This window comes from Marinobacterium halophilum (assembly GCF_003014615.1).
In the GTDB taxonomy this organism is placed as follows: Bacteria; Pseudomonadota; Gammaproteobacteria; order Pseudomonadales; family Balneatricaceae; genus Marinobacterium; species Marinobacterium halophilum.
Window position 1 is genome coordinate 1 of record NZ_PYGI01000032.1, and the last position, 24,467, is coordinate 24,467.

The 24,467-nt window shown below is 55.4% G+C and carries 21 protein-coding genes; 14 read left to right on the plus strand and 7 right to left on the minus strand.

The annotated features are described in order from the left end of the window. Positions 1 to 136 precede the first annotated feature (136 nt). Complete coding sequence (locus CLV44_RS16745; protein WP_106593292.1) at positions 137 to 1,651, minus strand: FAD-binding domain-containing protein; 1,515 nt, start codon at positions 1,649 to 1,651, stop codon at positions 137 to 139. A 121-nt stretch (positions 1,652 to 1,772) separates the two neighbouring features. Between CLV44_RS16745 and CLV44_RS16750 the strand changes: the two genes are divergently transcribed. Both CLV44_RS16750 and CLV44_RS16755 read left to right on the plus strand, forming a co-directional pair. Further along, complete coding sequence (locus tag CLV44_RS16750; RefSeq protein WP_170069381.1) at positions 1,773 to 2,861, plus strand: efflux RND transporter periplasmic adaptor subunit; 1,089 nt, start codon at positions 1,773 to 1,775, stop codon at positions 2,859 to 2,861. Beyond that, complete coding sequence (locus tag CLV44_RS16755) at positions 2,861 to 5,941, plus strand: efflux RND transporter permease subunit (protein ID WP_106593273.1); 3,081 nt, start codon at positions 2,861 to 2,863, stop codon at positions 5,939 to 5,941. Before CLV44_RS16750 ends, CLV44_RS16755 begins: the two co-directional genes overlap by 1 nt. Here the strand turns inward: CLV44_RS16755 and CLV44_RS16760 are convergent. Next, positions 5,892 to 6,836, minus strand: coding sequence for a sodium-dependent bicarbonate transport family permease (locus tag CLV44_RS16760; protein ID WP_106593274.1), 945 nt, complete (start codon positions 6,834 to 6,836; stop codon positions 5,892 to 5,894). The genes CLV44_RS16755 and CLV44_RS16760 overlap by 50 nt on opposite strands. Before the next feature lie 121 nt (positions 6,837 to 6,957). Between CLV44_RS16760 and CLV44_RS16765 the strand changes: the two genes are divergently transcribed. After that, positions 6,958 to 7,920, plus strand: a complete 963-nt coding sequence (locus CLV44_RS16765) for a LysR family transcriptional regulator (RefSeq protein WP_106593275.1) — start codon at positions 6,958 to 6,960, stop codon at positions 7,918 to 7,920. Here the strand turns inward: CLV44_RS16765 and CLV44_RS16770 are convergent. From CLV44_RS16770 to CLV44_RS16785, 4 genes are all read right to left on the minus strand, one after another. Next, positions 7,892 to 8,272, minus strand: coding sequence for a rhodanese-like domain-containing protein (locus CLV44_RS16770; protein ID WP_106593276.1), 381 nt, complete (start codon positions 8,270 to 8,272; stop codon positions 7,892 to 7,894). The genes CLV44_RS16765 and CLV44_RS16770 overlap by 29 nt on opposite strands. Positions 8,273 to 8,401: 129 nt before the next feature. Then, positions 8,402 to 9,643, minus strand: coding sequence for a glycosyltransferase (locus CLV44_RS16775; protein WP_106593277.1), 1,242 nt, complete (start codon positions 9,641 to 9,643; stop codon positions 8,402 to 8,404). A 155-nt stretch (positions 9,644 to 9,798) separates the two neighbouring features. Next, positions 9,799 to 10,734, minus strand: coding sequence for a porin (locus CLV44_RS16780; RefSeq protein ID WP_106593278.1), 936 nt, complete (start codon positions 10,732 to 10,734; stop codon positions 9,799 to 9,801). 39 nt (positions 10,735 to 10,773) lie between these two features. After that, positions 10,774 to 11,391 carry a YccT family protein gene (locus CLV44_RS16785; protein ID WP_211298177.1) on the minus strand — a complete coding sequence of 206 codons (618 nt, stop codon included), beginning with the start codon at positions 11,389 to 11,391 and terminating at the stop codon, positions 10,774 to 10,776. A 253-nt stretch (positions 11,392 to 11,644) separates the two neighbouring features. Here CLV44_RS16785 and CLV44_RS16790 point away from each other — a divergent pair, with 253 nt between their 5' ends. From CLV44_RS16790 to CLV44_RS16805, 4 genes are all read left to right on the plus strand, one after another. Then, the gene (locus tag CLV44_RS16790) at positions 11,645 to 13,810 is read left to right on the plus strand and encodes an esterase-like activity of phytase family protein (RefSeq protein ID WP_211298178.1); all 2,166 of its coding nucleotides are present in this window, start codon (positions 11,645 to 11,647) and stop codon (positions 13,808 to 13,810) included. A gap of 504 nt (positions 13,811 to 14,314) precedes the next feature. Continuing rightward, the gene (locus CLV44_RS16795; protein ID WP_106593281.1) at positions 14,315 to 14,599 is read left to right on the plus strand and encodes a hypothetical protein; all 285 of its coding nucleotides are present in this window, start codon (positions 14,315 to 14,317) and stop codon (positions 14,597 to 14,599) included. A gap of 65 nt (positions 14,600 to 14,664) precedes the next feature. Further along, positions 14,665 to 15,573 (plus strand): bestrophin family protein, encoded by a 909-nt coding sequence (locus tag CLV44_RS16800; RefSeq protein ID WP_106593282.1) that lies wholly within the window; start codon positions 14,665 to 14,667, stop codon positions 15,571 to 15,573. Continuing rightward, positions 15,570 to 16,214, plus strand: coding sequence for a class I SAM-dependent methyltransferase (locus tag CLV44_RS16805; RefSeq protein ID WP_106593283.1), 645 nt, complete (start codon positions 15,570 to 15,572; stop codon positions 16,212 to 16,214). Before CLV44_RS16800 ends, CLV44_RS16805 begins: the two co-directional genes overlap by 4 nt. Here the strand turns inward: CLV44_RS16805 and CLV44_RS16810 are convergent. Beyond that, positions 16,199 to 17,386, minus strand: a complete 1,188-nt coding sequence (locus tag CLV44_RS16810) for an acyl-CoA dehydrogenase (RefSeq protein WP_106593284.1) — start codon at positions 17,384 to 17,386, stop codon at positions 16,199 to 16,201. The two genes, CLV44_RS16805 and CLV44_RS16810, sit on opposite strands and share 16 nt — an antisense overlap. Before the next feature lie 231 nt (positions 17,387 to 17,617). Here CLV44_RS16810 and CLV44_RS16815 point away from each other — a divergent pair, with 231 nt between their 5' ends. The 7 genes from CLV44_RS16815 to CLV44_RS16845 all read left to right on the plus strand — a co-directional run bounded on the left by CLV44_RS16815 (position 17,618) and on the right by CLV44_RS16845 (position 24,377). Next, positions 17,618 to 18,379 carry an SDR family NAD(P)-dependent oxidoreductase gene (locus CLV44_RS16815; protein WP_106593285.1) on the plus strand — a complete coding sequence of 254 codons (762 nt, stop codon included), beginning with the start codon at positions 17,618 to 17,620 and terminating at the stop codon, positions 18,377 to 18,379. Between the two features lie 25 nt (positions 18,380 to 18,404). Further along, entirely contained in the window at positions 18,405 to 19,559 is a 1,155-nt protein-coding gene (locus tag CLV44_RS16820) for an acyl-CoA dehydrogenase family protein (RefSeq protein ID WP_106593286.1), read from the plus strand. Between the two features lie 64 nt (positions 19,560 to 19,623). Continuing rightward, positions 19,624 to 20,805 (plus strand): thiolase family protein, encoded by a 1,182-nt coding sequence (locus CLV44_RS16825; RefSeq protein WP_106593287.1) that lies wholly within the window; start codon positions 19,624 to 19,626, stop codon positions 20,803 to 20,805. A gap of 469 nt (positions 20,806 to 21,274) precedes the next feature. Further along, entirely contained in the window at positions 21,275 to 22,141 is an 867-nt protein-coding gene (locus tag CLV44_RS16830; RefSeq protein WP_106593288.1) for a GTPase family protein, read from the plus strand. A gap of 359 nt (positions 22,142 to 22,500) precedes the next feature. After that, complete coding sequence (locus CLV44_RS16835; protein WP_106593289.1) at positions 22,501 to 22,740, plus strand: hypothetical protein; 240 nt, start codon at positions 22,501 to 22,503, stop codon at positions 22,738 to 22,740. A 175-nt stretch (positions 22,741 to 22,915) separates the two neighbouring features. Further along, positions 22,916 to 23,869, plus strand: coding sequence for a HamA C-terminal domain-containing protein (locus tag CLV44_RS16840; RefSeq protein ID WP_106593290.1), 954 nt, complete (start codon positions 22,916 to 22,918; stop codon positions 23,867 to 23,869). Continuing rightward, positions 23,859 to 24,377, plus strand: coding sequence for a hypothetical protein (locus CLV44_RS16845; RefSeq protein WP_146140031.1), 519 nt, complete (start codon positions 23,859 to 23,861; stop codon positions 24,375 to 24,377). Before CLV44_RS16840 ends, CLV44_RS16845 begins: the two co-directional genes overlap by 11 nt. Positions 24,378 to 24,467 lie beyond the last annotated feature (90 nt).

Consider the following 24,467-nt stretch of genomic DNA (forward strand, 5'->3'; position numbering starts at 1 on the left):
GCTGAAATGGGGCGTTTTTCATAGCGGCCACCCTTAAAGCTTATGGCTAATACTTTAAGAATGGCAGATCTTCAACAGTTTACTCAGACATAGCCTTCATTTTGGCCATGGGGTGTCCAATGCGTGGCGTCCTGTGTCAGTCCCACAGGCTTAACTGTGTCGAGTGGGTGTCGGTGTTTGCAGTACCGGTGCGGCTTGGGCGGCGTTTTTTACGTGACGTGCTGGCACGCTTGCGGCTACCCAGCTGCCGGTACACATCACGGCTCAATTCATGGAACCGGGGGTGGTGATGAATGGCGGCCACCTTATCCTTGGCGCTGCGGGCCGCACGATTCAAATCCACCATCGGCGCGGGATAACCGTCGACCTTCAGTATCCGTGGTTCATGTAGAGCCGAGAGCGGCGCATCGGCCAGCTCCGGTACCCAGCGCCGAATAAAGCGGCCATCAGGGTCCAGATCCAGTCCCTGTTTAAGCGGGTTGTAAACGCGGATTGCGTTGATGCCGGTGGTACCGGACTGCATCTGGATCTGGGACCAGTGGATGCCCGGTTCGTAGTCAATGAAGTAACGGGCCAGCACCTGTCCACTGTCCTGCCAGGGCAGCCAGAGGTGGTAACTGGCCACTGAGGTCAGCATGGCGCGCATGCGAAAGTTGATCCAGCCACGTGCTTGCAACGCGCGCATACAGGCATCCACGAACGGCCATCCGGTGTGGCCGCTAGACCAGCGAGCCAATATCTCGGCATCGGGGTGGCGGTCGAGTTCGGCAAACAGGGGGTGAATCGGTTGCCATTCCAGCGCCGGTTGGTCTTCCAGTTTCTGCATGAAGTGGCAGTGCCAGTATAGTCGGCTGATAAAGCTGCGCAGGGAGCGGGTCCAGCCAGTGGCAGTGCTGTGCTCCAGCTGCGCCAGCGCACGTTGATACACCTCCCGAACCGATAGCGTGCCCCAGCACAGATGCGGTGACAGCCGCGAGCAGGCGGCGTACGCGGTGTTCGGGCTGGACATGGCAAAACGATAATCGCGGCCGCGCTGTGCCAGAAAACTGTCCAGGCAGCGCAGGCCCGCCTGGCGGCCACCGGGTTGTTGCCGCAAGGGTAGAAAATCGGTGCCTGCAGGGCGCTCGGGCAGGGGCGGGAGTGTTGGCCAGGTTGCCGGTGCCTGCAGGTGTGGTGCTGGCAATGTCTCGGCTTGCATGCGTCGGTCCCAGTGGCTGGCCCAATGGTCACGGTTGCGCAGCCGCCGGACGACACCATTCTGTGGCTGTTCCTGCCAGGTTATTCCGTGTTGCCTGCACCAGGCGGAGACTCTGATGTCGCGCTGGAAGGTCCAGTCATTGCCGGTTTCTTCGTGTGACCAGAGGGTGAACGTGCCGTAAAACGCCAGCAATGTATCCAGGGTCGGCTCAATGTCCGTGTTGCCAATCAGCAGTGGCATACCCTGTTCAGCCAGCGCCTGTTGCAGGTCAAACAGGCTGTCACGACAGAACTGCCAGTGCCGGGCCGACGCATCCGGCTGCGACCAGAACCCCGGCTCGACCACAAACAACGGCAGCACGGGGCCATGTTGTGCAGCGTCGTGCAGAGCAGGGTTATCATCCAGGCGCAGATCACGCTTGAACCAAACCAATTGTAATGAAGTGGTAGGCATGTTCATGATACGTAAGGAACATTTGTCCTGGTTCAGCGTCTTAGCGAACCCGTATAGATGAATAGTCTCTATACTGCTTTTAATTCGAGTTGATGTGTCCATGATTACCAAGGGAAGGCCTATGTTGCGATCTCAAATTATGCGTTTGTTTCGTCTCCGTCACGGTGTTTTGATCGCCGCCATCATGGGGGGATTGGCCGGGTGTGATGCGGGTACGGATTCGTCACCGCCGGTCGCCGTTGAGGTCGAACGTCCGGCACGGATTGAAGCGGTGCGGCCGGTGCAGGCTGACAGTCTGGTGTTCAATGGCACGGTCCGCGCAGCCCAGCGGGCGGAGATGGCATTTAAAGTGGGTGGTCGCGTTGATCAGGTAAGTGTCAATGAGGGCGACTCGGTGACCAAGGGCGACCTGTTGGCGCAACTGGATGACCGTGAGTTCCGTACGGCGCTGTCTTCGGCACGGGCTGAATACGCCAGTGCTGATGCAGATTACCAACGCGGGCAGACCATTTATCAGCGCAGTCAGGCGATCTCCAAAAGTGATCTGGAAAAGCTGGCCACCAAGCGCAACTTGGCGGCCAATCGGCTGCGTGAAGCGCAGTTGGCGGTGGAATATACGCGGCTGTTGGCACCCTTTGATGGTGTGGTTGGGCGCAAGCTGGTCGATGATTTTGCCCAGGTATCCGCCAATCAGACTGTAGTCGTGGTACAGAATCTGCAGGACCTGGAAGTGGTGATTCAGGTGCCGGACAAGGTTGTACTGCAACGTCAGCGTGAGCAGCAGGTGGTGGCCAATATTGCCGGTTTGCCTCAGGCGTTCCCACTGTCACTGCGGTTCTTTGCCACCGAAGCCGACCCGGTGACGCAGACGTATCAAGTAGTGTTCGGCCTGGGTGACAAGGGGGATGCGCGGGTACTGCCCGGCATGTCGGTGCAGGTATCGTCCATAGGCGGAAGTGATGAAGCGGCCGGTGTTGCTGTGCCGCTGACCGCCATTCTGCCGGACAATCAGGGGCAGCAATATGTATGGCGTGTGACGGCGGAAGGGCGTGCGCAGCGCCAGAATGTCGAGGTTGGCACCCTGTTGGGTGACCGTGCGGTGATCCGTGTCGGACTGCAACCGGGCGATCGCATCATTACCGCAGGTGTCGCCAGCGTACGTGACGGCATGGCGGTGCGTCCCATGGACAACGTCGAGGCTGGTCAGTAATGGATATTGCACGCTATTCGATAGCCAAGCGTACCAGTCTCTGGGTGATCGTGCTGCTGGTATTGATCGGCGGTTACATCAGTTACGGCAAGCTGGCCCGGTTTGAAGACCCCGAGTTCATTATTCGCCAGGCTGTTATTGTCACCCCTTATCCCGGTGCCAGTGCCCAGGAAGTGGCAGACGAAGTCACCGACCGTATTGAAGCCGCCGTGCAAGCGCTGCAAGAGCTGGATCAGGTGGAATCCGTCTCCAAGCAGGGCTATTCCGAAGTCACGGTCGAAATCAAGATGGAGTTCGCCAGGACGCAGGCCGAGCTCCAGCAGGTCTGGGACAAATTGCGGCGCAAGGTCAGTGATGCAGCCCGCGGGTTACCGCCCGGTGTCGGCCCGGTGATCGTCAATGATGACTTTGCCGATGTGTATGCCCAGTTCTATGCGATCACCGGCGAAGGCTACAGTGATCGGGAGTTGCAGGAGTATGCCGACTGGCTGTCGCGGGAACTGGCGCTGGTAGAGGGCGTTGCCCGTACGGCGCTGCTGGCCGATCGCCAGCAACAGATATTCGTGGAGATTGCGCGTGACCGGCTGGCGGCGTTCGGGCTGGAATCACAACAGATCTATCAGGTGCTGCAGAAACAGAACCTGGTGACTGTCGCCGGCGATATGCTGGCCGACAACATGCGGGTGCCGGTCGTGCCGGTCCGCTCGGTGAACGGTTTTGACGATCTGAAAAACCTGCAGGTAGGCGTTGGGCCGGACAACACGGTGCTGCGCCTGGCCGATATTGCCGATGTGGTTCGCGGTTATCAGGAACCGGTGGGGATCAAAATGACCTACGACGGCCAGCGCGCCATTGGCCTCGGTATTTCCAATGTGCAGGGCGGCAACGTGGTCGAGATGGGCGATGCGGTCAAGCAGCGCCTGGCCGAACTGGAAGGTCAGCGGCCGGTCGGTATGGAGCTGCGGCCGATCTCGTTGCAGTCCGACTCCGTGCGGCAGTCGGTGTCGGCGTTTGTCGGCAACCTGATCGCGGCGGTTGCTATCGTGTTTGTCGTCCTGCTGCTGTTCATGGGACTGCGGGTCGGGCTGATCATCGGTTTCGTGCTGTTGTTGACGGTGGCCGGTACCTTGATTGTCATGTTGTTTGACGATATCGCCATGCAGCGTATATCCCTGGGTGCCTTGATCATTGCGCTGGGGATGCTGGTCGACAATGCGATTGTGGTCAGTGATGGTGTGTTGGTGCGTCTGCAGCGGGGCGAAGCGCGCAAGGAGGCCATTTCGGCGGTGGTCAAAAGCACGATCTGGCCCCTGCTGGGCGGTACGCTGGTGGGTATTCTGGCGTTCAGCGCTATCGGTTTGTCCCCCAGTGATATGGGCGAATATGCCGGGTCACTGTTCTGGGTGATTCTGTACTCGATGCTGTTGAGCTGGCTGTTTGCCATCACGGTAACGCCATTGCTGTGCTACCAGTTCCTGCGCGTCAAACCGGTGGCAGACAATGCCCGTGCCGGTTGGGTGACGCGCCGGTATGAAGCACTGTTGAATTGGGTGCTGTCACACCGTGCGGTGTCGATCATTCTGGTACTGTTGGCGCTGGGCGGAGCGGTCTCGGCGGCGAGTCTGGTGCCGCCGGGCTTCATGCCGGATTCTGAGCGCCCCCAGTTTGTGGTGGATATGTACCTGCCTCAGGGCACCGATATTGAACAGACTGCGATGCGCCTGGCACAGGTTGAGCAGGTCGTGGCCGAGAAGGAAGGCATCACGCACACAACCGGTTTTGTTGGCGGGGGTGGTCTGCGTTTCATGCTGACCTATGCGCCGGAACCGCGTAATCCCAGTTATGCCCAGCTCTTGATCGATATTGATGATTACAAACGGATCGCACCCTTGGTTGCGCAGCTGCAGGATGAGCTGTCGGCGGCCTTCCCGGATACGTCATTCAAGGTATGGAAATTCATGCTGGGCCGTGGTGGCGGCAAAAAGATCGAAGCCGCCTTTACCGGACCGGATGCGCAGGTATTGCGGCGTTTGGCGGAAGAAGCCAAGGCCCTGATGTTGGCACAGCCGGCATTGATTGCGGTGCAGGATGACTGGCGCGATCAGGTGCCGGTAGCTCAGCCGCGCTGGTTGCAGGAACAGCTGCAGCGTTTGGGGCTGACGGAATCGGAAGTCAACGCTGCACTGGCGCAGACGCTAAGCGGGCGTCAGATTGGTGTGTACCGTGAAGGTGATGAGCTGATTCCGCTGGTAGTGCGGGCACCGGTGACGGAGCGTGAGCAGTTGCGCGCGATTGAAAATACCGAAGTGTACAGCCCGACGGCGGGGCAGACGGTCTCGGTCAACCAGTTGCTGGCATCGGTGGATATTGTCTGGCGCGACGCGATGATTCGTCGTATTGACCGAGTACCCACACTGAAGGTGCAGGCTGATCCGGCACCGGGGGTGTTGACCAATGATGCGTTCAACCTGATTCGACCACAGATCGAAGCGATCGAACTCCCGCCGGGGTATACGCTCAAGTGGTACGGCGAATATGAATCCTCACGTGAAGCCAATGCCGGATTGGCTGCGTCGGCGCCTTATGGTTTTGCGGCCATGATTCTGGCGGTGGTGTTCATGTTCAACGCTCTGCGGCAGCCGCTGGTGATCTGGATGACCGCACCGCTGGCGCTGGTGGGGGTCGTGATCGGCTTGATCCTGTTCCAGACCCCGTTCGAATTCATGGCGATTTTGGGCTTCCTCAGCCTGATCGGCATGATGGTGAAGAACGCGATAGTGCTGGTGGATGAGGCCGACCACAACATCCATGCCGGGCAGGAACCCTATGCCGCCGTGATCGGTGCCTGTCTCAGTCGTGCGCGGCCGGTGGTGTTGGGCGCGTTGACCACTATTCTGGGGGTGGCACCGCTGCTGATTGATCCCTTCTTCAAGAGCATGGCGGTGACGGTCATGTTCGGTCTGCTGTTTGCCACGGCGCTGACACTGGTCGTGTTGCCACTGTTCTACGCCGTGTTGTTCCGTATCCCCGTTACGCGGACAGCATCACAATCAGCTGATGATAGAGCGGAATGCCGATGATGACGTTGAACGGGAAGGTGAAGCCCAGCGATGCCAGCATGGCCAGACCGATATTGGCCTGAGGAATCGCAGCTCTGATGGCAGCCGGTGCGGCGATGTAAGACGCACTGGCGGTCAAGCTGGCCAGAATCAGCGTGCTGCCAATGGGCAGTTCCAGCACCAGCCCGGCGGCGATGCCGACACAGGCCAGTACGCTGGGTGCCAGGCAGGCAAAGGCGAGCAGACGCCAGTGCTTGAAGGGCAGGGGGCGCAGTGTCTCGGCTGCCGTCAGGCCCATCTCCAGCAGGAACAGTGCCAGCACCGCCTTGAAGGCACCGGTGAACAGGTCGGTCACCGGTGCGCCATCGAGCGGACCGTACAGGTAACCGATCAATACCCCGCCCGCCAACAGCACCACGCCACGGTTGGTCAGGGTTTCATGCAGCAGGCTGATACGGGAATGGGTAGCCTCGGAACTCTTGTCGAAATGACGGAACAAGGCCAGTCCGACCATGATGGCCGGCAGCTCCAGCAGTACCAGGTACAGCGTGACTTCAGGCCCGGCGATCAGCTGGCGCCCTTCAACATAGGCCAGTGCGACGGCGAACGTTCCCGCACTTACCGAGCCGTAATGGGCACTGATACTGGCACTGTCCGCCAGTGACAGGTGCAGCAGTCGACGCAACAGCGGGAACAGGACCAGCGGAATCAGCGCACCCAAACCCATGACCAGCAGCATTTCCGGCAGCAGCGACCACGTGAGATTACCATGCAGTCCCATGCCGCCTTTCAAGCCGATGGTCAGCATCAGTAACAGGCTAAGGGTATCGTAGGCCGCTTTGGGAATGCTCAAGTCGGATTTCAGCAGGCCAGCGACGACCCCCAATAAAAAAAACATGACGACAATATCAGGCATGCTCACTCCTTAATGTGTTCAGCAGTTGTGGAATGGCGCGATTGTGCCTGCATCAGGGTATTGTCTCTAATTAATTATCCGTGGATGATGTATAGAATATTATCTATATAAGGCGATCTCCATGAACCTGCGCCACCTGACGTTTCGTCTGCTTGAGGTGTATGTCACTGTGGTGCGTACCGGCTCGGTGACCGCTGCGGCCCGTCAGCTGCACCTGACCCAGCCCACCGTTTCCCAACAGCTCAAGCGCTTGGCTGAAACCGTGGCCGAACCATTGTTCCTCTCATTGGGCAGCAAGCTGGAATTGACCGATACCGGCCGCGAGCTCTACCGCACGGCGCTGGATGTGACCGGACGTTTTGCCGACTTTCAGGACTATCTGGCCGAGCAGCGGGGCGGTCACCGGGGGCGTTTCAGTATTGCTCTGGTCAATACGGCGCAATATGTCTTGCCCCGCGTGCTGGGGCCGTATTCCCACGCGTTCCCGGATGTCGACATGACCGTGCATATCGGCAACCGTCAGCAGCTGCTGGACCGTTTCGAGCGACAGCTGGATGACATCTATGTGTTCAGTCATCCGCCATCATCGGGGCATGCGCTGGCGGCCCGCTTCCTGCGCAACCCGCTGGTGATGCTGGTACCGGCACAGCACCCGCTGGCGCAATCCGACCGCGTATCGGTCGAGGCATTGCTGACGGAACGCCTGTTGCAACGGGAGCCCGGTTCGGCCACGCGCATGTTGTTTGAAAGCTGGCTACACAGCCGAGGACTGCAATGGTCGAACGTGTTGCAGATGGCGAGTAATGAAGCGATACGGGTGGGGGTTGCATCCGGTATGGGGGTTGCCGTGATGTCACGTCATGCGTTGCCGGAGGCGCATCCGGGCGTGGTGATTCTGCCGGTAGAAGGGTTTCCGATCGAAAGCCATTGGCACTTCATTATTCGACGCGATCGGCGCTTGCCTCATGCGGCGCGGGGCTTTCTGGAATACGCGGCCGGGTCACTGGAGCAGTGCTTGCCAGCCGAGTACCTGTGTAACGAAGTGGCGGAGCTGTTCACTCAAACGTCGGCAGGGAAGGGGTAACCACGGGCTTGTTCGCCGCGATCCATGCCTCAATGCCTCCGCTGATTGACTGTACGTGCAGATAACCCATTTCCGCCAGGCTCTTGGCACTTAACGCCGCACGCCCGCTGTTCTTGCAGTAAAGCACGATGTTCAGGTCGCGAGAAATCAGGGCATCGTCGTTGCTGAACTTGAATTCCAACAAGCCGCGGGGAATGTTGATGGCACCGGCCACGTGCCCGGCGCGGTACTCGTCCGGCTCGCGTACATCGACCAGCAGATCGGCACTGCCAATAGCCTCGTCGGCATCGGCGACAGTGATTTCGCGGATGTTTTCCTTGGCGGCAATAACCAAATCATGGGCGGTTTTCATGGCAGTCTCCAGTGCGTATAAGTAGTCTGGAAGACTATAACATTAGAATTGTTTGATATATAAGTGCCGGGCACCCAATCATTGTATCCGCGTCCGTTAGTGTCGGGTGTACGGCCTTGAGAAAAGGGTTTAGCTACGGTTCTTGGCCTCGATCCATTGCGCCATGTATTGAGTACTTTTCATGCTGTGATGACGCAGCATCGCTCCGGTGAAGTTATCCAGCCGGTGTTGCTCCAGATTGTCCTGCAGATCCTGCAGGCGTGCCACCAGCGCATCAGCGTGAAGGGTAAAATCAAAACGCCGGTTATGCAGTATCCACCCCTGCTGTTGCCTGGTATGCCAGGTGTTCGCGTCGGTATACAGCTCGATGGCGTGGGCGGCAAACGTTGCAGGATCATCCGTCACCGGCTGTGGCCAGTCATGGTCACCGGCCATGCCTTCGGCACCAATGGATGTGGTCACCGATGGCGTGCCGCACGCCAACGCATCAACCAGCTTACCCTTGAGGCCGGCACCGAAGCGCAGCGGAGCCAGATTGACGCGCGCCGTGCGCATGACCTCAAGCGCATCATCGGCCCAGCCCTTGACCAGAAACCCTTGGGCAGGATTGTGCAGCTGGGTAGCCTTGGGAGGCGGGTAGGCCCCGTAGACATGCAGTTCGGCGTCTGGCAACCGGGCGCGAATCAGCGGCCACAGTGTTTGCTTGAGCCACAAAACGGCATCCCAGTTGGGCGCATGGCGGAAATTGCCGATCACAATGAAGTTCTGGCGCTGCTCGAAGGCAGGCAGGGCCGCTTGCTGCTCAGACGTGACCGGGGGTAGCATGAACGGACTGTCATGCAGCAGTGCGGGGTCAACCTTGAAGGTCTGCGTCAGCAGCTCGATCTCTGTTGGCGAGATCATCAGTGTCAGGTCACTGCGCAGAATCGCCGCGACTTCACGCTTGGCATGGTCAGAAAACAGCAATGAACGGGGTACGTCCACGCTGACTTCACCGCTGTGTTTGCAGGCTTGATGGCGAGCATGGCGCAGGCAGGACAGATCTTCGGTATCAAGCAGCCGAACCGCTTGTGGGCAATGTTTCTCCACGCGCCAGCCGAACTGCTCCTCCATCATGAAGCGGTCAAACATCACCATATCGGGTTGCAGTTCGCTGATGAAAGTATCAAAGCTGGTACAGTTCAGGGCGATGTTGACCTCCTGAATACCGCGCGCGGGCAGGTCGGCGCGATGAATGCTCTTTTCGGCCGGGCTGGCAAATGTGACGTGCCAGTCTTGGCGACGAAAGGTATCCAGCAGGGCGAGCATGCGATAGCCGGCAGCACTGGAAGCGGGTTCCGGCCAGACATAGCCGATCACGAGAATATTCATCTTGAATCATCGTTTCTTGCAGGAGATGCGGCGCAGTGTACAGAGGAAAAACGTATTACTGTAGAGGCACAAAAAAGCCGACCACGGGGGTCGGCTATGAAAGGTAGCGTTCAGGGCCTGTCCGAAGGGGGTAAGGCATGCCCTGGCGGCAGTGTTTAGAACTTGACGCGCATACCGGCCAGGTAGCCCATGTCCGCACCGTCTTCATCGGAGTCTGCAATTTCGGCAAACAGGCTGACGTTTTTCTGGGTCGGGAACTTGTAGGTTACGTTGGCGTACCACTCGGTAACATCATCACCGGTTTCCGGATCGATATTGACCATGCCCAGAGCAACCTTGGTGGTCTCGGCAACTGCAAATACGGTCGCCAGATTGTACTGCTTGGCGATATCGTCAGAGGTGCTGTAATCAGCGGCGAAGGTGGCAAAACCGGCATCATACGCGGCGCTCAGACCCCAGGTGTCAATGGAAGCTGCGTTGACCGGCTGCAGATCCTGATAGGCGGCGGCCAGTGTCAGGTTGCCGATTTCAGTGGACGCGAACAGGTCGAAGTATTCGCCGTTTTCACTGCCAGAGCCTTCAGCTTCCATCTCATAGGACGCTGCGATGTGGGTATTTTCCAGCTCGATATCCAGGCGGATAGTATCGTCACCGTCGGTACCGCGTGCATCAAACTGGTCTTCATCCGACACCAGCTCGATCGCTTCTTCAATACCGAACTCGTCAGTAGCGAAGTTCTGCTTACCGAAGGATACAGAGGTGTTACCGAACGCGAGACCCACGTAGGCTTCTTCCAGAGCAACGTCTTCCTTGCCTTCCGCTTTCTCGGAGTTGTTAGCGGCATCCTTGAAACCAAAGTCAACGCGACCGAAGGCCTTCATGTCATCGCCGAGGTCGTAGCTGACGTAGTTCTTGATTTCCAGATCATCGAATTCCAGGTCAGGATTCTTGTCGTCACCGACTTTCTGGCGCAGCTGAACCTGCAGGTCACCGTTAATCTTGTAGGTCAGGCCCTTGCCTTCATAAATGGTAGCGGCGCTGGCAGAGCCGGCAGCAACAGATACTGCAACAGCCAGAAGAAGCTTTTTCATGTGCGAGACTCCAGAATTTTTTTAAAATAAAAAGGGATTTTATTGACTGGTTTTAATCCAGCTCTTGAATTTATCTCGGGTATTTTGATCGGCACGTTCATACCAGAATTGCAGCATTTCTCCGGCCATTTTTTGATCAGTTATTCCGGTTTCCGACGAATGTATTGATGCGCCGGATGACTGGAATGAATGTGTGTCTGTGGCAAGGGCAGGCAGTGCCGCTTTTGCCTGGGTGTGATTGAAGCGTTTCAATTCTTTTTCATAATCGCGCCCCAACTGAAAACCTTCCTTTTCCAGCTTGCCGGTAGTGAATTCAACCGGGGTTCCATCGGTACGGGTCAACTGCCACTGGTTACCCTGGTTGAATGTCTGCAGCGCATACTGGCTGCTGATAGCAGGCGCTGACAGGTTTAGAGTGGTGTCGTTTGCATTGAACAGAAGGACAAAGGTATCGCTCTTTTCAAGCAGGTAATCGTCTGCGGACTCTTCGATTTCGGCCACATATTCAGCCACAATCTGATGCTGGCCATTGTCCAGCTGAATACGAGAGGTATCGGAAAAGAATGAATTTGATTCAACCGAAACACCATTGACGGCTACAATATCAACACCCGGTGCCGGTATAAGAATGACATCTGCAGACGCCAGCGTTGGCATGATTGCGCAGGATATCAATAGTGTTTTTAGGATATTGTTCATTTAATGCACCGCGTGAATTCATGTCTTCGTAAAGTGGGGTGCATGTTATTTTCTAAATGTTACGGAGATGTTTAATAAATATGAACGGTTTGTTTATGTGCGAAATTAAACGTTTCTGAATACTGACATGTGAAAGGGTTTATCATCATTATTTTGTCATTATCCTGATTCAGTATGAGTTTCCCTACTCAGCTACAGGATGCCGTACCCCATGCAGTTTCTTGCCTACCGTCTATCCGCCCTGGCCCTGGCGATTGCCGCCGCCGGTGCGCATGCCGATACCTTCAACCGCGTTGCCAGTTTCCCCGTCAGCCACAACTTGACGGCTGAAAACCCGCTGCAGGAAACGTCTGCTGAAATCATTACCGCGACGGCGGATGGGCAAATATTGGCGTACTCGGACAGCCCTCGTGGCGGCCTGGGTTTTATTGACATCCGCCAGCCGGACCAACCGAAGCCTGCAGGTTTTGTATCTCTTTCCGGTGAACCCACATCGGTCAGCGCGCTGGGCAACCAGGTGGTCGCCGGGGTGAATACATCAGCCAGTTATGTTGAGCCCTCCGGCTTTCTGGTCCTGGTATCACCGCAAAGCCAGGAAGTGCTGAGCCGTTGTGATCTGGGAGGTCAGCCGGATTCGGTTGCAGTCTCCAAAGACCAGCGCTTTGTCGCTGTAGCGATCGAAAACGAGCGTGACGAAGACCTGAACGACGGCCAGATTCCACAGCTTCCGGCCGGTAGTCTGATCATCGTCCCGGTGAAGCAGGGCATGCTGGATTGCGCCGGTCTTAAACGGGTCGACCTGACCGGGCTGAGCACGATTGCACCGACCGACCCGGAGCCGGAATTTGTCGATTTCAACGGCCTGGGTGAAGTCGTGGTCACACTTCAGGAAAACAACCACTTGGTCATAGTGGATGCAGTCAGCGGCACGGTGATCAATCACTTCTCTGCCGGCAGTGTGGATCTGGAAAAGATTGATACCCGCAAGGACGGCGCTCTGATCTTTACTGAAAGCCAGCAGGGTGTGGCGCGTGAGCCGGATGCCGTCAGGTGGCTGGATGATGATCGTTTCGTTATTGCCAATGAAGGGGACTATCAGGGCGGCGCACGTGGCTTCAGCATCTTCCACAAGGATGGCACGCTGCAGTTTGAGTCCGGGGCCGCCTTTGAGCATGAAGTGATCCGCGCAGGCCACTACCCGGATAAGCGTTCCGGCAAAAAAGGAGCCGAGCCGGAAGGGCTTGAAGTCGCCCGTTTTGGTGATCAGACCTACATTTTTGTCCTGTCTGAGCGTGGCTCCGTGATCGGTGTGTACCGTGACACCGGTGCTGCTCCCGAGTTCATGCAGCTGTTGCCGTCCGGTATCGCACCCGAATCCGCCGTGGCCATCCCCGAGCGGGGCCTGCTGATCAGTGCCAACGAGAAAGACCTGATCGAAGACGGTGGTCCGCGTGCGCATGTCATGCTGTTCAGTTTGACTCAGGGTGAAGCACAGTACCCGCAGTTGGTGTCTGATAATGATACGGCAGATACCCCGATCGGTTGGGGCGCGTTGTCAGGGCTGACGGCAGACCCGAAAACGCCGGGTATCCTGTATGCCGTGAATGACAGCTACTACAAGATGCAGCCGCGTATCTTCCGCATTGATGCCAACCAGCACCCGGCCCGGATCACGGCAACGACTGATATCACCCGTGACGGCAAGGTCGCCAAGAAGCTGGACCTGGAAGGCATTGCCGCGGACGGCAAGGGTGGTTTCTGGCTTGCGTCTGAAGGCAATGCCAAAAAGGATGTGCCACATGCGCTGCACCACGTGAACGCAGACGGTGAGATTACACGTACGATCGCGCTGCCAGAGTCGTTGTTGCAGCACCAGACCCGCTTTGGTGCGGAAGGCATCGCTTTGGCGGGCGATACGCTGTGGGTTGCGATTCAGCGTCCGTGGGGAGATGACCCCGAACATCACACCAAACTGCTGGCCTACAACCTGACCAGCGAAGCCTGGAGCGCGGTACATTACCCGCTGGAGCAGACGACCGAGGGTTGGGTCGGGCTGTCGGAGCTTGAGCTGCATGATGATCATTTGTATGTGATCGAACGTGACAACCGGATTGGTGAGCAGGCCAGCATCAAGCGCCTGTACAAGGTGGCGTTGTCGGCACTGGAACCCAAACCCCTGGGTGAAACCCTGCCGGTGGTGTCCAAGACATTGGTGCGTGACCTGATCCCGGACCTGCAATCACTGCACGGCTACGTGACCGACAAGGTTGAAGGTTTTGCCATGGATGCGCAGGGCAATGGCTTCCTGGTAACCGATAACGACGGCGTAGATGACAGCTCCGGTGAAACCCTCTGGCTGAAACTCGGCCAGCTCTGATCCACATCACCCGCTTGGAGCCGTATTGATCGGCCCTGAGCGGGCACTTTTCCTGCTGCTGGCCACGCGGCCAGCCCCTCAAAAAGTGCGGCAGTCTCCTTTATCTGCGGCAGATCAAAAAAGTACATTTTGGCCTTGTCGCCATTATTCAACAGTTCGAACGCTGACTGTTCGATTGCAGATACATGCCGATCTTCACCCCCTGTCTGCTAAATCACTACGCTAACCATCTGTTTTTTATTGAATCCAGCGGTTTTTTAGCCTGAGTAAGTACCTGTGTATCCCGGTGGAGGGGTTAGTGGTGGTAAACGCTAATGGAATGCATTGAGGGCGGATTTTGCCGTTTTCGCGGGTTAAAAGGGCTGAAGCGGGCAATACCAAACGGCTGTTTTTGAGATTAGATGAATAGTGTTGCTTATTAGCACACTGGTTGGGTTCTTGGCAGCGGGACTAGAATTCACCTCGCTTTAAGTGTTCAAAAAATGAACTATCAGGAGTGGGAGAATGAAAAAAAGCAAGCGCGAGTCAGTCGCCGAGATCAAGCGTTACCTGTTCAAGTACAACATGATCTCCATGGCGGCGACATTGGTTATCGCTGTTTGCATCTATGCATTGGCGACAGGGAATGGAGCCGATATTCATGCCGTGCTGGCGGATCAATCGAATGTGTTTGACCTGCTGATAGGTGCCGGTGTTGTTGAACTATTGGTAATGGCAAGGATTGCCCGGCTGAACAAGCTGAAACAGGGGGTTGCGGCACGCCGCATCGGGTCGCGCGCGCGCGCCTGAGCCTTTCCTATTCCGGACGGCTGTGACACTATCTGTTGCCTCCAGCCGTCCGGAGTTTCTTCTGCATGATTGTTCGTAAACGCCCCAGTGCATTGGGCTTGATGCTGGCCTGGAAAGGCTCGGTTATTCCTCACGTTCTTCCCCATATTATCCTGGCCGGTCTGTTTGCCTGTGCGGTGACCTGGATTGCCCGTCACCATTATCTCGATGGTGTAGTTGAATACACCTTGCTGCCCTTTACCCTGCTGGGTATTACCCTGTCGATTTTGCTCAGTGTACGCAACACCGCGACCTATGATCGCTGGTGGGAAGCACGCAAGCAGTGGGGGCAGATGGTGCATGAAGTGCGCAGCCTGGCAAGGACCGGCGCGATATTCCTGACACCGGAGCTGCGCCGGGCGCTGATGCTGCGGGTGCTGGCGCATACTCATCTGTTGCGTGGCCAGTTGCGCCGCGAAGATGTACGTAAGGATCTGCCCGCCGCGCTGCCTGTCGATGTGATTGATGAGGTGCTGTCCAAACGCAATCCGGCCGACGCCATGTTGCAGCAAGCGGGCCTGATCATCGCCGAAGCGCGCCACAGCGGCCAGATCGACAGTGTTGCAGCCGCTGCGCTGGACAAGCATCTGCATGCGTTAGCGGGCGTTCAGGCCGCTTCCGAGCGCATTGCCCATACACCGCTGCCGTTTGCATATACGCTGCTGGCACACCGCACTGCCTACATCTATTGCTACCTGCTGCCGTTAGGTCTGGTTGGCGCGGCAGGGTGGTTCACGCCGGTCTTTACCGCCATTGTCGCCTACACTTTTTTTGGTCTTGATCGCCTGTCAGAGCAGCTGGAATTTCCGTTCGGCCGTGCCAGCAACGATCTGCCGCTGGATGCCATCTGCCGTATCCACGAGATCAGTGTAGCCGAGGCATTGGGTGACCCGGCCCCGGAGTTGCTTGAGCCGGTGGAGTTTCAGCTGCAATGAACAATGCCAATACCTGTCCGCTGTGCGGCACGACCAAGCTGTATGGCATTGAATGCAAGACACGCCTGTACCATCGTTGTGAGGTCTGCCGCTTGGTACATCTGGAGCCGAGTCAGCGGTTGTCTGAAGAGGATGAAAAGGCGGTATACGACGATCACGAAAACGTGATTGATGATCCCGGTTATCGCCGTTTTCTGTCCCGTGCCTTTGAGGAGGTGCGCAAACGTACACCGGCTCCGGCCAAGGGGCTGGATTTCGGCTGCGGCCCTGGCCCTGCATTGGTGGCGATGGCGCGTGAAGCGGGCTATATCATGGCGCAGTACGACAAGTATTATCATCCGGACGAATCAGCACTTACCGGGCAATATGACTTCATCACCAGCACGGAAGTGGTCGAGCACTTGGCCGCGCCGCTGCCGATTCTGGACCGGCTCTGGTCACTGCTGGCACCCGCAGGTGTATTGGTATTGCAGACCAAGCGGGTATTGGACGATGAACGCTTTCGCAGCTGGCATTACCGCAACGACCCGACCCATATCACCTTCTTTGCCGATGAGAGCTTCACCTGGCTGGGGCAGCGTTGGGGCTGCACACCCGAGTATCCCCATGGGGACGTGGTCTGCTTTCAGAAAAACGCCTGAATTCCGGTTTGTGCCCGTCCCAGAATCAAGGCGTGGATATCGTGGGTACCTTCATAGGTATTCACGGTTTCCAGATTCATCAGGTGGCGCATCACACCGTATTCTTCGGTAATGCCGTTACCGCCGTGCATGTCACGGGCCATGCGTGCAATTTCCAGCGCCTTGCCGCAGTTGTTGCGCTTGATCAGCGAGATCATCTCCGGTGCCCATTGGCCGCTGTCTATCAGTCGGCCCACTTGGAGTGCCGCCTGCAACCCCAGTGCGATTTCGGTCTGCATGTTGGCCAGTTTCAGCTGGATCAGCTGATTGGCTGCCAGCGGTCGGCCGAACTGGGTACGTTCCAGCGTGTATTGGCGGGCGGCATGCCAGCAGAATTCGGCCGCACCCATGCTGCCCCAGCCGATGCCGTAGCGGGCCTTGTTCAGACAACCGAAAGGCCCCGCCAGGCCGCTGGCGTGAGGTAACAGGTTAGCGTCTGGCACGAAGGCGTCATCCAACACGATTTCCCCCGTCACGCTGGCGCGCAGGCTTAGCTTGCCTTCGATCTTTGGCGTCGAGAAACCTTCGGTACCACGCTCAACGATAAAGCCCCTGATTTTGTCATCGTGCGCCGCTGATCTGGCCCAGACGATGGCGATATCGGCGATGGGGCTGTTGGTGATCCACATCTTCTGGCCGCTCAGAGAGTAGCCGCCATCCACTTTTTTGGCACGGGTCAGCATGCCGCCGGGATCAGAACCGTGGTCCGGCTCGGTCAGGCCGAAGCAGCCGACCCACTCGCCAGTGGCCAGCTTGGGCAGGTATGCCCGTTTTTGCGCCTCGCTGCCGTAGGCCTCAATGGGGTACATCACCAGTGACGATTGCACGCTCATGGCCGAACGGTAGCCGGAGTCGACCCGTTCCACTTCGCGGGCAATCAACCCATAGGCGACATGGCTGACGGCCGCGCCGCCATATGCCTCGGCAACGGTGGGGCCAAGCAGGCCCAGATCACCCATTTCGGTCAGGATTTCACGGTGAAAGTGTTCATCCCGAAATGCACCGATCACCCGTGGTTGCAGTGCTTTCTGGCAGTAGGCACGGGCGGCATCGCGGATTTGGCGTTCGTCCTCGGTCAGTTGCTGCTCCAGCAACAGCGGATCATCCCAGTTGAAATGTGCAGATTCAGACATGACCAATACTCCAATTTTCCCGATTGATTCAGTTTGGCTGCCCCATGCCATTTCAGCCAGTGGCGGTGTTGGTTGCCTTGGAAAAGAGACGGAAGCTGTCCATTTTTGCCAATTTTGCTGCCGAATATTGTCATGGCAGCCGTCCCCCTCCTGATACACACTAAGGTCATTCCCTTATAAAGCGCTGTTGCCGCGTGCTGCAGCCCAACGAATAACCAAGGTGAGACTGTTATGGATTTCAAAGACGTACCCGCAATCGTAACCGGTGGCGCTTCAGGTCTGGGCGAGGGCGCAGCCCGCGCATTGGCGGCCGCCGGTGCCAAGGTCGCCATCTTTGATTTGCAGGAAGAGCGCGGCCAAGCGATCGCTGAAGAACTGGGCGGCATCTTCGTACGCTGTGATGTGTCATCTGCCGAAAGCGCCGAAGCGGCGTTTGCAGCGGCGCGTGAAGTCCACGGCGCGTGCGGCATTGCCGTCAACTGCGCGGGCATTGCCCCGGCGGGCAAGATCGTTGGCAAGGAAGGCCCAATGCCGCTGGCGGATTTCGACAAGGTGATTCAGGTTAACCTGGTCGGCAGCTTCAACATCATGCGTCTGGCCGCTGCTGAAATGGCGACCCGTGAGCCGAACGCCGATGGCGAGCGCGGCGTGTTCATCTCCACTGCGTCCATCGCCGCCTACGAAGGCCAGATCGGTCAGGTCGCGTACAGCGCATCCAAGGGCGGCGTGGTCGCCATGACGTTGCAGGCGGCCCGTGAGCTGGCGCGCAGCGGTATCCGCGTCAACACCATCGCTCCGGGTCTGTTCATGACCCCGATGATGTCCGGCTTCCCGCAGGAAGTGCAGGACAGCCTGGCGGCCACGCTGCCGTTCCCGCAGCGTCTGGGTAACCCGGATGAGTACGGCATGCTGGTGGACCAGATTGTGCGCAACCCGCTGCTGAACGGCGAGACCATCCGCCTCGATTGTGCCCTGCGCATGGCACCGAAGTAAGCAGACGTAAGCAAAGGTGAGCGAGATGAATGCAGCGGTAATCGATAACGAAGAACTGAACCTCTTTCGCGAAATGGTGCTGCGCGCACTGGAGCGCGAAGTGGCCCCGCACTACGAGCAGTGGGAAAAGGACGAGATCACCCCGCGTGAACTGTGGCGTACTTTGGGCGAAGCTGGCCTGCTCTGTGTCGACGCCCCTGAAGCCAACGGTGGCTGCGGTGTGCCCTTTGAATATTCAGTGATGCTGGTCACCGAGATGGCGCGCTTGGGCTACGGTGCCCTGGCCACCAACGTGATGGTGCACTCCGATATCGTGGCGCCCTATGTCGCGCATCTCGGCAACGACGAACAGAAAGACCGCTGGCTGCCGGGCATGGTCTCCGGTGACGTGGTCGGTGCCATCGCCATGACCGAACCGGGTGCCGGCAGTGACCTGGCGGCGCTGCGCACCACGGCGGTGCTGGATGGCGACGAGTACGTGATCAACGGCTCCAAGACCTTCATCACCAACGGCCAGCACGCCGACATGGTGATCGTCGCGGCCAAGACCGATCCGGCGGCCGGTGCCAAGGGCGTTAGTCTGTTTCTGGTCGACACAACGCTGCCGGGCTACGCCAAGGGTCGCAACTTGGAGAAGATCGGCCAGCACTCCGGCGATACCTCCGAGCTGTTCTTCGAGAACATGCGCGTGCCCAAGTCGGCGCTGCTGGGCGAAGAGGGCAAGGGCTTCATGTACCTGATGAAGGAACTGCCGCGTGAACGTCTGGTGATCGGCGCCATCGGTGTCGGCGCAGCCCGCGGCTCGCTGGATATGACCATCCAGTATGCCGACGAACGCACCCTGTTCGGCCAGAAACTGAAGGAACTGCAGAACACCCGCTTCCGCATCGCCGAGATGGAAACCGATTACCGCGTCAACAAGGCGTTCATCGACCAGTGCATCGGTGAGTATTCCCGTGGCGAGCTGGATGCTGCCACCGCCTCAATGGCCAAGTATACCGCCACCGAGATGCAGTGCCGCGTGGCCGATGGCTGCCTGCAGCTGTTCGGTGGCTACGGCTACACCACCGAATACCCGATCTCCCGTGCCTTTATCGACGCCCGTGTACAGCGCATTTACGGCGGCACCTCTGAGGTGATGAAGGAAGTGATCGCGCGTTCAGTGCTTGGACGTGACTGAGACGGCACTGAACCGCCAACCGAATGACTGATCAGAATAATAGCGACTTAACAGGAGCAACAAGATGTCAGACAACAGCATTGTGATTCTGGGCGCGGCCCGTACTCCCATGGGCGGCATGATGGGTTCCCTGAGCGACGTACGTTCACCGGACCTGGGCGCGGTAGCCATCGAAGCAGCGGTTGAACGCGCTGGCCTGCAGCCGAGCGATATTGATGAAGTGATCATGGGCTGTGTACTGCCGGGCGCACTGGGCCAGGCTCCGGCCCGTCAGGCATCGCGCAAGGCAGGCATTCCGGATGCCGCTGGCGCGACCACCATCAACAAAATGTGCGGTTCCGGTATGAAAGCGGTGATGCAGGCCCACGACCAGATCAAGGCAGGCAGCGCCACCATCATGATCGCAGGCGGCATGGAAAACATGAGCCAGGCCCCGTATCTGTTGCCGAAAGCCCGCGCCGGTATGCGCATGGGCCACGGCCAGGTGCTGGACTCTATGTTCTTTGACGGCCTGGAAGATGCCTATGAAGGCGGCCTGATGGGCGTGTTCGCACAGCGTTCAGCTGACGAGTACAACATCACCCGCGAAGCGATGGACGACTTTGCCATCGGCTCTCTGAACAAGTCGCTGGCCGCCATCGAGAATGGTTGGTTCAAGGACGAGATCGCACCGGTCACCATCAAGGGCCGCAAGGGCGATACCGTTGTCGCTATCGACGAACAGCCGGGCAACGCCCGTCCGGATAAAATCCCGCAGCTGAAGCCGGCATTCAAGAAGGACGGCACCGTAACCGCGGCCAACTCCAGCTCCATCAGCGACGGTGGTTCTGCACTGGTACTGGCGACCCAGGCCGAAGCCGACAAGCGCGGCGTCAAGCCGCTGGCGCGTATCGTGGCGCACTCCACCCACGCCCAGCTGCCGGCCGAATTCACCATCGCCCCGATTGGTGCCATCCAGAAGGTGCTGGACAAGGCAGGCTGGAGCAAGGACGACGTGGATCTGTACGAAATCAACGAAGCCTTCGCCGTCGTCTCCCTGCTGGCGATCAACGAACTGGGCTTGGATGCCGACAAGGTCAACGTCTACGGCGGCGCCTGCGCCCTGGGACACCCGATCGGCTCCTCCGGCTCACGCATTCTCGTCACGCTGCTCAACGCCCTTAAGCAGCGCGGCCTGAAGAAAGGGGTTGCATCCCTGTGTATCGGTGGTGGCGAAGCGACAGCCGTCGCAGTCGAGCTGCTCTGATACGCCTGCTAGCTTGCACATCTCTGCCCTTGGCTCTTGGATTAGAGTAGGCCACCTTCGGGTGGCTTTTTTTCGTTTAGGTTGGGGGTGTTAGCCTTATTGCGCGTTGCCTTATGGGTACATATTGGTAAAGTCTAATGATCCGCCAGCAGGAAGTCGGCGGCTGCAATGACAGGGAAAAGGGGATGGGTCGATGGCAGGGATGGTTAGTTGTACTTCTATCGTTTCACTTCTTTTTCAACAAACCGTTTTGGGCATGTTCCTTGTCATGCGTCGTATTGGGCGTTGGCGCTAGTGTACCTTTTTGTCTTTTGATCAGCTTAAGAAATCAATAGGTTATGTATTGGTTTAAGGATTAAAAGGTATACATGATGATAATTATCATGAGGTCAAAGACCTCATTAACAGACTGTTAAGTGCTATTGCCGGAGGCTCTAATCGCCTCTTTTTTGTAATTAAGGAAAATCATATGGAACAAGTAATAAATTCTCCTCAAATGAATGAGGAAGAGAAGAACAAAATTAAAGATAAGATCCGGGAAGAATTAGAAAAAATAAGGAATTATACACCTAAGGTGGGGGTGTTTGGTGATAGCGGTGTTGGTAAGTCCAGTCTTTGCAATGCTCTTTTTGGCAGCCAAATTGCGAAAATTAGTCATACGTCTGGTTGTACTCGTGAGGCTCAGGAAATTTTGGTCGGAAGTGAGGAAAAAGGGGGGATAAAGCTGATAGATGTGCCTGGGGTTGGAGAAAACCCTGAGAGACATCAGGAGTATTTGGAACTATATGAGTCATTAACTGAAAAACTTGATCTTGTTTTATGGGCAATAAAATCGATAGACAGAAATAATATGGCATCTATCGATGCGTTCAAGAAAATTATTGCTCCTTCTAAGCTACCTGTTGTTTTTGTTGTAACACAGGCAGATTTGATGAACCCTCATAGGGAGTGGGATATAAAAAATAACAAGCCAGGTGATACCCAGCAAGCCCATCTCAATGAGAAGGTCATCGAAGTTTCGAAAATTTTTGGGATTCCTGCTGACAAAATTGTAGTTGTATCTGCCTCTGATAATTACAACTTAACTGAATTAGTATCTACGGTTGTTAAGGTTTTACCAAATGAAAAAAAGTTTGCGTTCACACGCGAAGCAAAGGACGAAAACGTAAGCGAGGACGCGCAAATTGCCGCAGAAAAAGGCATATGGGATCACGTAAAAGAAAAAATAGGAAACGCGGTTGACTTTATCATGGATGATGTCGTTGATATCGTTGTTGAATCGGCCAAAAAATATGTTCCCAAGATAGTAAAGTCTGTATTTAGGTTCTTTTTTTGAATCGCTGACGGAGAGTGTACTTAACAAACGCATCAAGTCGCTCGCAAGCTCGCTAGGACACCAAAACTAGGCGGCGATTTAGTTTGGTACTTCGCCCAAGTTTAACTAAATCGACGCTACGTTTCGGTGCCTCTTATGCGGGCGTTATGTGTTAAAAAAATCAAGGAGATAATTATGACGATCTATAGTATAAAAACAATTTTTTCAATGGCTAAGGGTAAAAAGTGCCCCCAGTGTGGAAATTGGACATTACATGAAAAGAAACCTGGGTATTGGTACTGTTCTACTTGCGGTGCTGCTACTTTTGGGTAGGTATATAAAATATCAGATAACACTGAAAGTTAAATGGATGTAACAATATGAGTTTTTTAGGTAAAGCTTGGAATCTCACTAAAAATATAGGAGCTGCAGTTGTCAATGAAATAGATGCAACTGCTAATGAAGTTAAACAGCTTACTGAAAAATATGAGAAATTATCTGATGATGAACTCTTGAAAATAGTGGGAAGCGATGGTGTTTTTGGGAAAAGTCGTAGGGAAAAAGGAGTTGCGGCTGGTATTTTAAGAAAAAGAGGTCATGATATCAGTGTAAAAGAATAAATCTAACAAAAACAAGCGCTGGACCCAAAAAAGCTACGCTTTTTCGGTCCGGTGTTGTTAAGCGTTATGAAGCCGAGTTACCCACGAACAGTAGATGCTTGGTGCTCTTTGAGTTTGCGTACAGGAAAACAACTGCATAGTATAACCCCCATGCTTTAACCACATGGATGTTTAAATGTCTGATTCCAAGGAGACTTTTAGTCTCGAAAAAATAGAAACCGCATTGAAAGCTGTGGCGCGTGGCGAGATTAAGCCCTTGAGCGGTTGTATTCAGTCCATCCCAATAGAGTCTGGTGAGAGTTCTTCCGGCATCGTCGAATGCCATTTTTTGAAAGTGGATAGGACAGGACGCCCCAAGCTTCCGGAATTGATTGATATAACTTTCGATAGAATCATCGACTTCACAATGCCCCGCAGAAAGCTCGACGCTGCGATGAAGCAGCTAGTTGAGGAGCGTAGCTCAGCAGGTTTTCAGCGGCTTAGCAGGGAAGCGAGATCGTTATTCACCAAACTCTCCAAAACCGGTGAAGGCGGGGAGCTACTGCTCTTCGTTCTTGCCGAATATTACCTGAAGTATCCCCAGGTAGTTCCTAAAATGAGTTTAAAAACTGACTCAAATATGCATGTTCATGGAGCTGATGGCACATTTCTAAGCGTTCGAAATGAGTCTCTCTCCATCTTTTGGGGGGAGTCAAAGGTTTATAGCGAATTCTCTGGGGCGATCAGTGACTGCATCGAGAGCCTTGCTGAGATATTAAAGTATTCACAGGAGACTAAAAGGGATATCGAGTTAATTAGGGATAATATTGATTTTAATGATCCAGAGTTAGTTACTGCAATCCTAGAATATTTTAATCCTGAATCCGAAAAATACGATTACTTAGAGCCTTGCGGACTTTGTCTTGTTGCATTTGATTACGATAAATTTCAGGAAGAAAATATAGACAACGAAAAATTGAAAGTGGCAATTAAGGCGAAAGCTCCCTCGTGGATTAAATCTTTATCCCATAGAATTAGTAAACACGAACTCGAAAGCTACCATATTCATGTTTTTCTAGTACCAATTACTTCTGCAGATGACTTTCGATCAATATTTTTAGCACAGTTGGGGGGAAATGATGTCACTTGACCAGGTACTGTCCACGTTAACATCGTCCCAATATTTCATAGTGCAGTATAATGAGGTCATAGAAAGGAGTGGTGCAAAACAATTGCAGCATCACTCGGGAGCTAACAAGCTGGAGCATTACACTAATCCTGAAATTGACTGGAATTATCTTTTAAAAATTGCAAACCTTCTGGCTTTTTCACCTAAATTCGAATACCGAGAGAAAGCACTCAGAATTGCTACTTCAAATCTATTATTCACAAATAAAAATGATGGCTTTCAAAATTCATCGGTTTCTTTGTTAAGGCAGTTGTCAAATTTTAGAACAATTGAGCTTGCAAAGAAGAAAGGAATTCTTGAAGAAAATAGTGGCAGTGAGGTCTCAACTGTATCTGAAGTATTGGCAGAAAAAAGAACTGAGATTTTCTCCAAAATTTTCGTCGGGGAGAATCAATCTTTCATTGGAAACAATTTTCAGAATGAGTTCTGGGATAGCTTTCATTCCAACAGGATAGTAAGTGAATCCTAGATTCTCAGAATAACCGACACACTTGGACTTAGACAGGAGAGCCAGGCTGGCTGTAGGCTGACTAGCTCTCACACAAGCAACCAGGTGCCA

Bases quoted from the DNA above. Each gene is read 5' to 3' on its own strand.
- CLV44_RS16745 (WP_106593292.1), bottom strand. From the start codon at position 1,651: ATGCCTACCACTTCATTACAATTGGTTTGGTTCAAGCGTGATCTGCGC.
- CLV44_RS16750 (WP_170069381.1), top strand. From the start codon at position 1,773: ATGTTGCGATCTCAAATTATGCGTTTGTTTCGTCTCCGTCACGGTGTT.
- CLV44_RS16755 (WP_106593273.1), top strand. From the start codon at position 2,861: ATGGATATTGCACGCTATTCGATAGCCAAGCGTACCAGTCTCTGGGTG.
- CLV44_RS16760 (WP_106593274.1), bottom strand. From the start codon at position 6,836: ATGCCTGATATTGTCGTCATGTTTTTTTTATTGGGGGTCGTCGCTGGC.
- CLV44_RS16765 (WP_106593275.1), top strand. From the start codon at position 6,958: ATGAACCTGCGCCACCTGACGTTTCGTCTGCTTGAGGTGTATGTCACT.
- CLV44_RS16770 (WP_106593276.1), bottom strand. From the start codon at position 8,272: ATGAAAACCGCCCATGATTTGGTTATTGCCGCCAAGGAAAACATCCGC.
- CLV44_RS16775 (WP_106593277.1), bottom strand. From the start codon at position 9,643: ATGAATATTCTCGTGATCGGCTATGTCTGGCCGGAACCCGCTTCCAGT.
- CLV44_RS16780 (WP_106593278.1), bottom strand. From the start codon at position 10,734: ATGAAAAAGCTTCTTCTGGCTGTTGCAGTATCTGTTGCTGCCGGCTCT.
- CLV44_RS16785 (WP_211298177.1), bottom strand. From the start codon at position 11,391: ATGCCAACGCTGGCGTCTGCAGATGTCATTCTTATACCGGCACCGGGT.
- CLV44_RS16790 (WP_211298178.1), top strand. From the start codon at position 11,645: ATGCAGTTTCTTGCCTACCGTCTATCCGCCCTGGCCCTGGCGATTGCC.
- CLV44_RS16795 (WP_106593281.1), top strand. From the start codon at position 14,315: ATGAAAAAAAGCAAGCGCGAGTCAGTCGCCGAGATCAAGCGTTACCTG.
- CLV44_RS16800 (WP_106593282.1), top strand. From the start codon at position 14,665: ATGATTGTTCGTAAACGCCCCAGTGCATTGGGCTTGATGCTGGCCTGG.
- CLV44_RS16805 (WP_106593283.1), top strand. From the start codon at position 15,570: ATGAACAATGCCAATACCTGTCCGCTGTGCGGCACGACCAAGCTGTAT.
- CLV44_RS16810 (WP_106593284.1), bottom strand. From the start codon at position 17,386: ATGTCTGAATCTGCACATTTCAACTGGGATGATCCGCTGTTGCTGGAG.
- CLV44_RS16815 (WP_106593285.1), top strand. From the start codon at position 17,618: ATGGATTTCAAAGACGTACCCGCAATCGTAACCGGTGGCGCTTCAGGT.
- CLV44_RS16820 (WP_106593286.1), top strand. From the start codon at position 18,405: ATGAATGCAGCGGTAATCGATAACGAAGAACTGAACCTCTTTCGCGAA.
- CLV44_RS16825 (WP_106593287.1), top strand. From the start codon at position 19,624: ATGTCAGACAACAGCATTGTGATTCTGGGCGCGGCCCGTACTCCCATG.
- CLV44_RS16830 (WP_106593288.1), top strand. From the start codon at position 21,275: ATGGAACAAGTAATAAATTCTCCTCAAATGAATGAGGAAGAGAAGAAC.
- CLV44_RS16835 (WP_106593289.1), top strand. From the start codon at position 22,501: ATGAGTTTTTTAGGTAAAGCTTGGAATCTCACTAAAAATATAGGAGCT.
- CLV44_RS16840 (WP_106593290.1), top strand. From the start codon at position 22,916: ATGTCTGATTCCAAGGAGACTTTTAGTCTCGAAAAAATAGAAACCGCA.
- CLV44_RS16845 (WP_146140031.1), top strand. From the start codon at position 23,859: ATGTCACTTGACCAGGTACTGTCCACGTTAACATCGTCCCAATATTTC.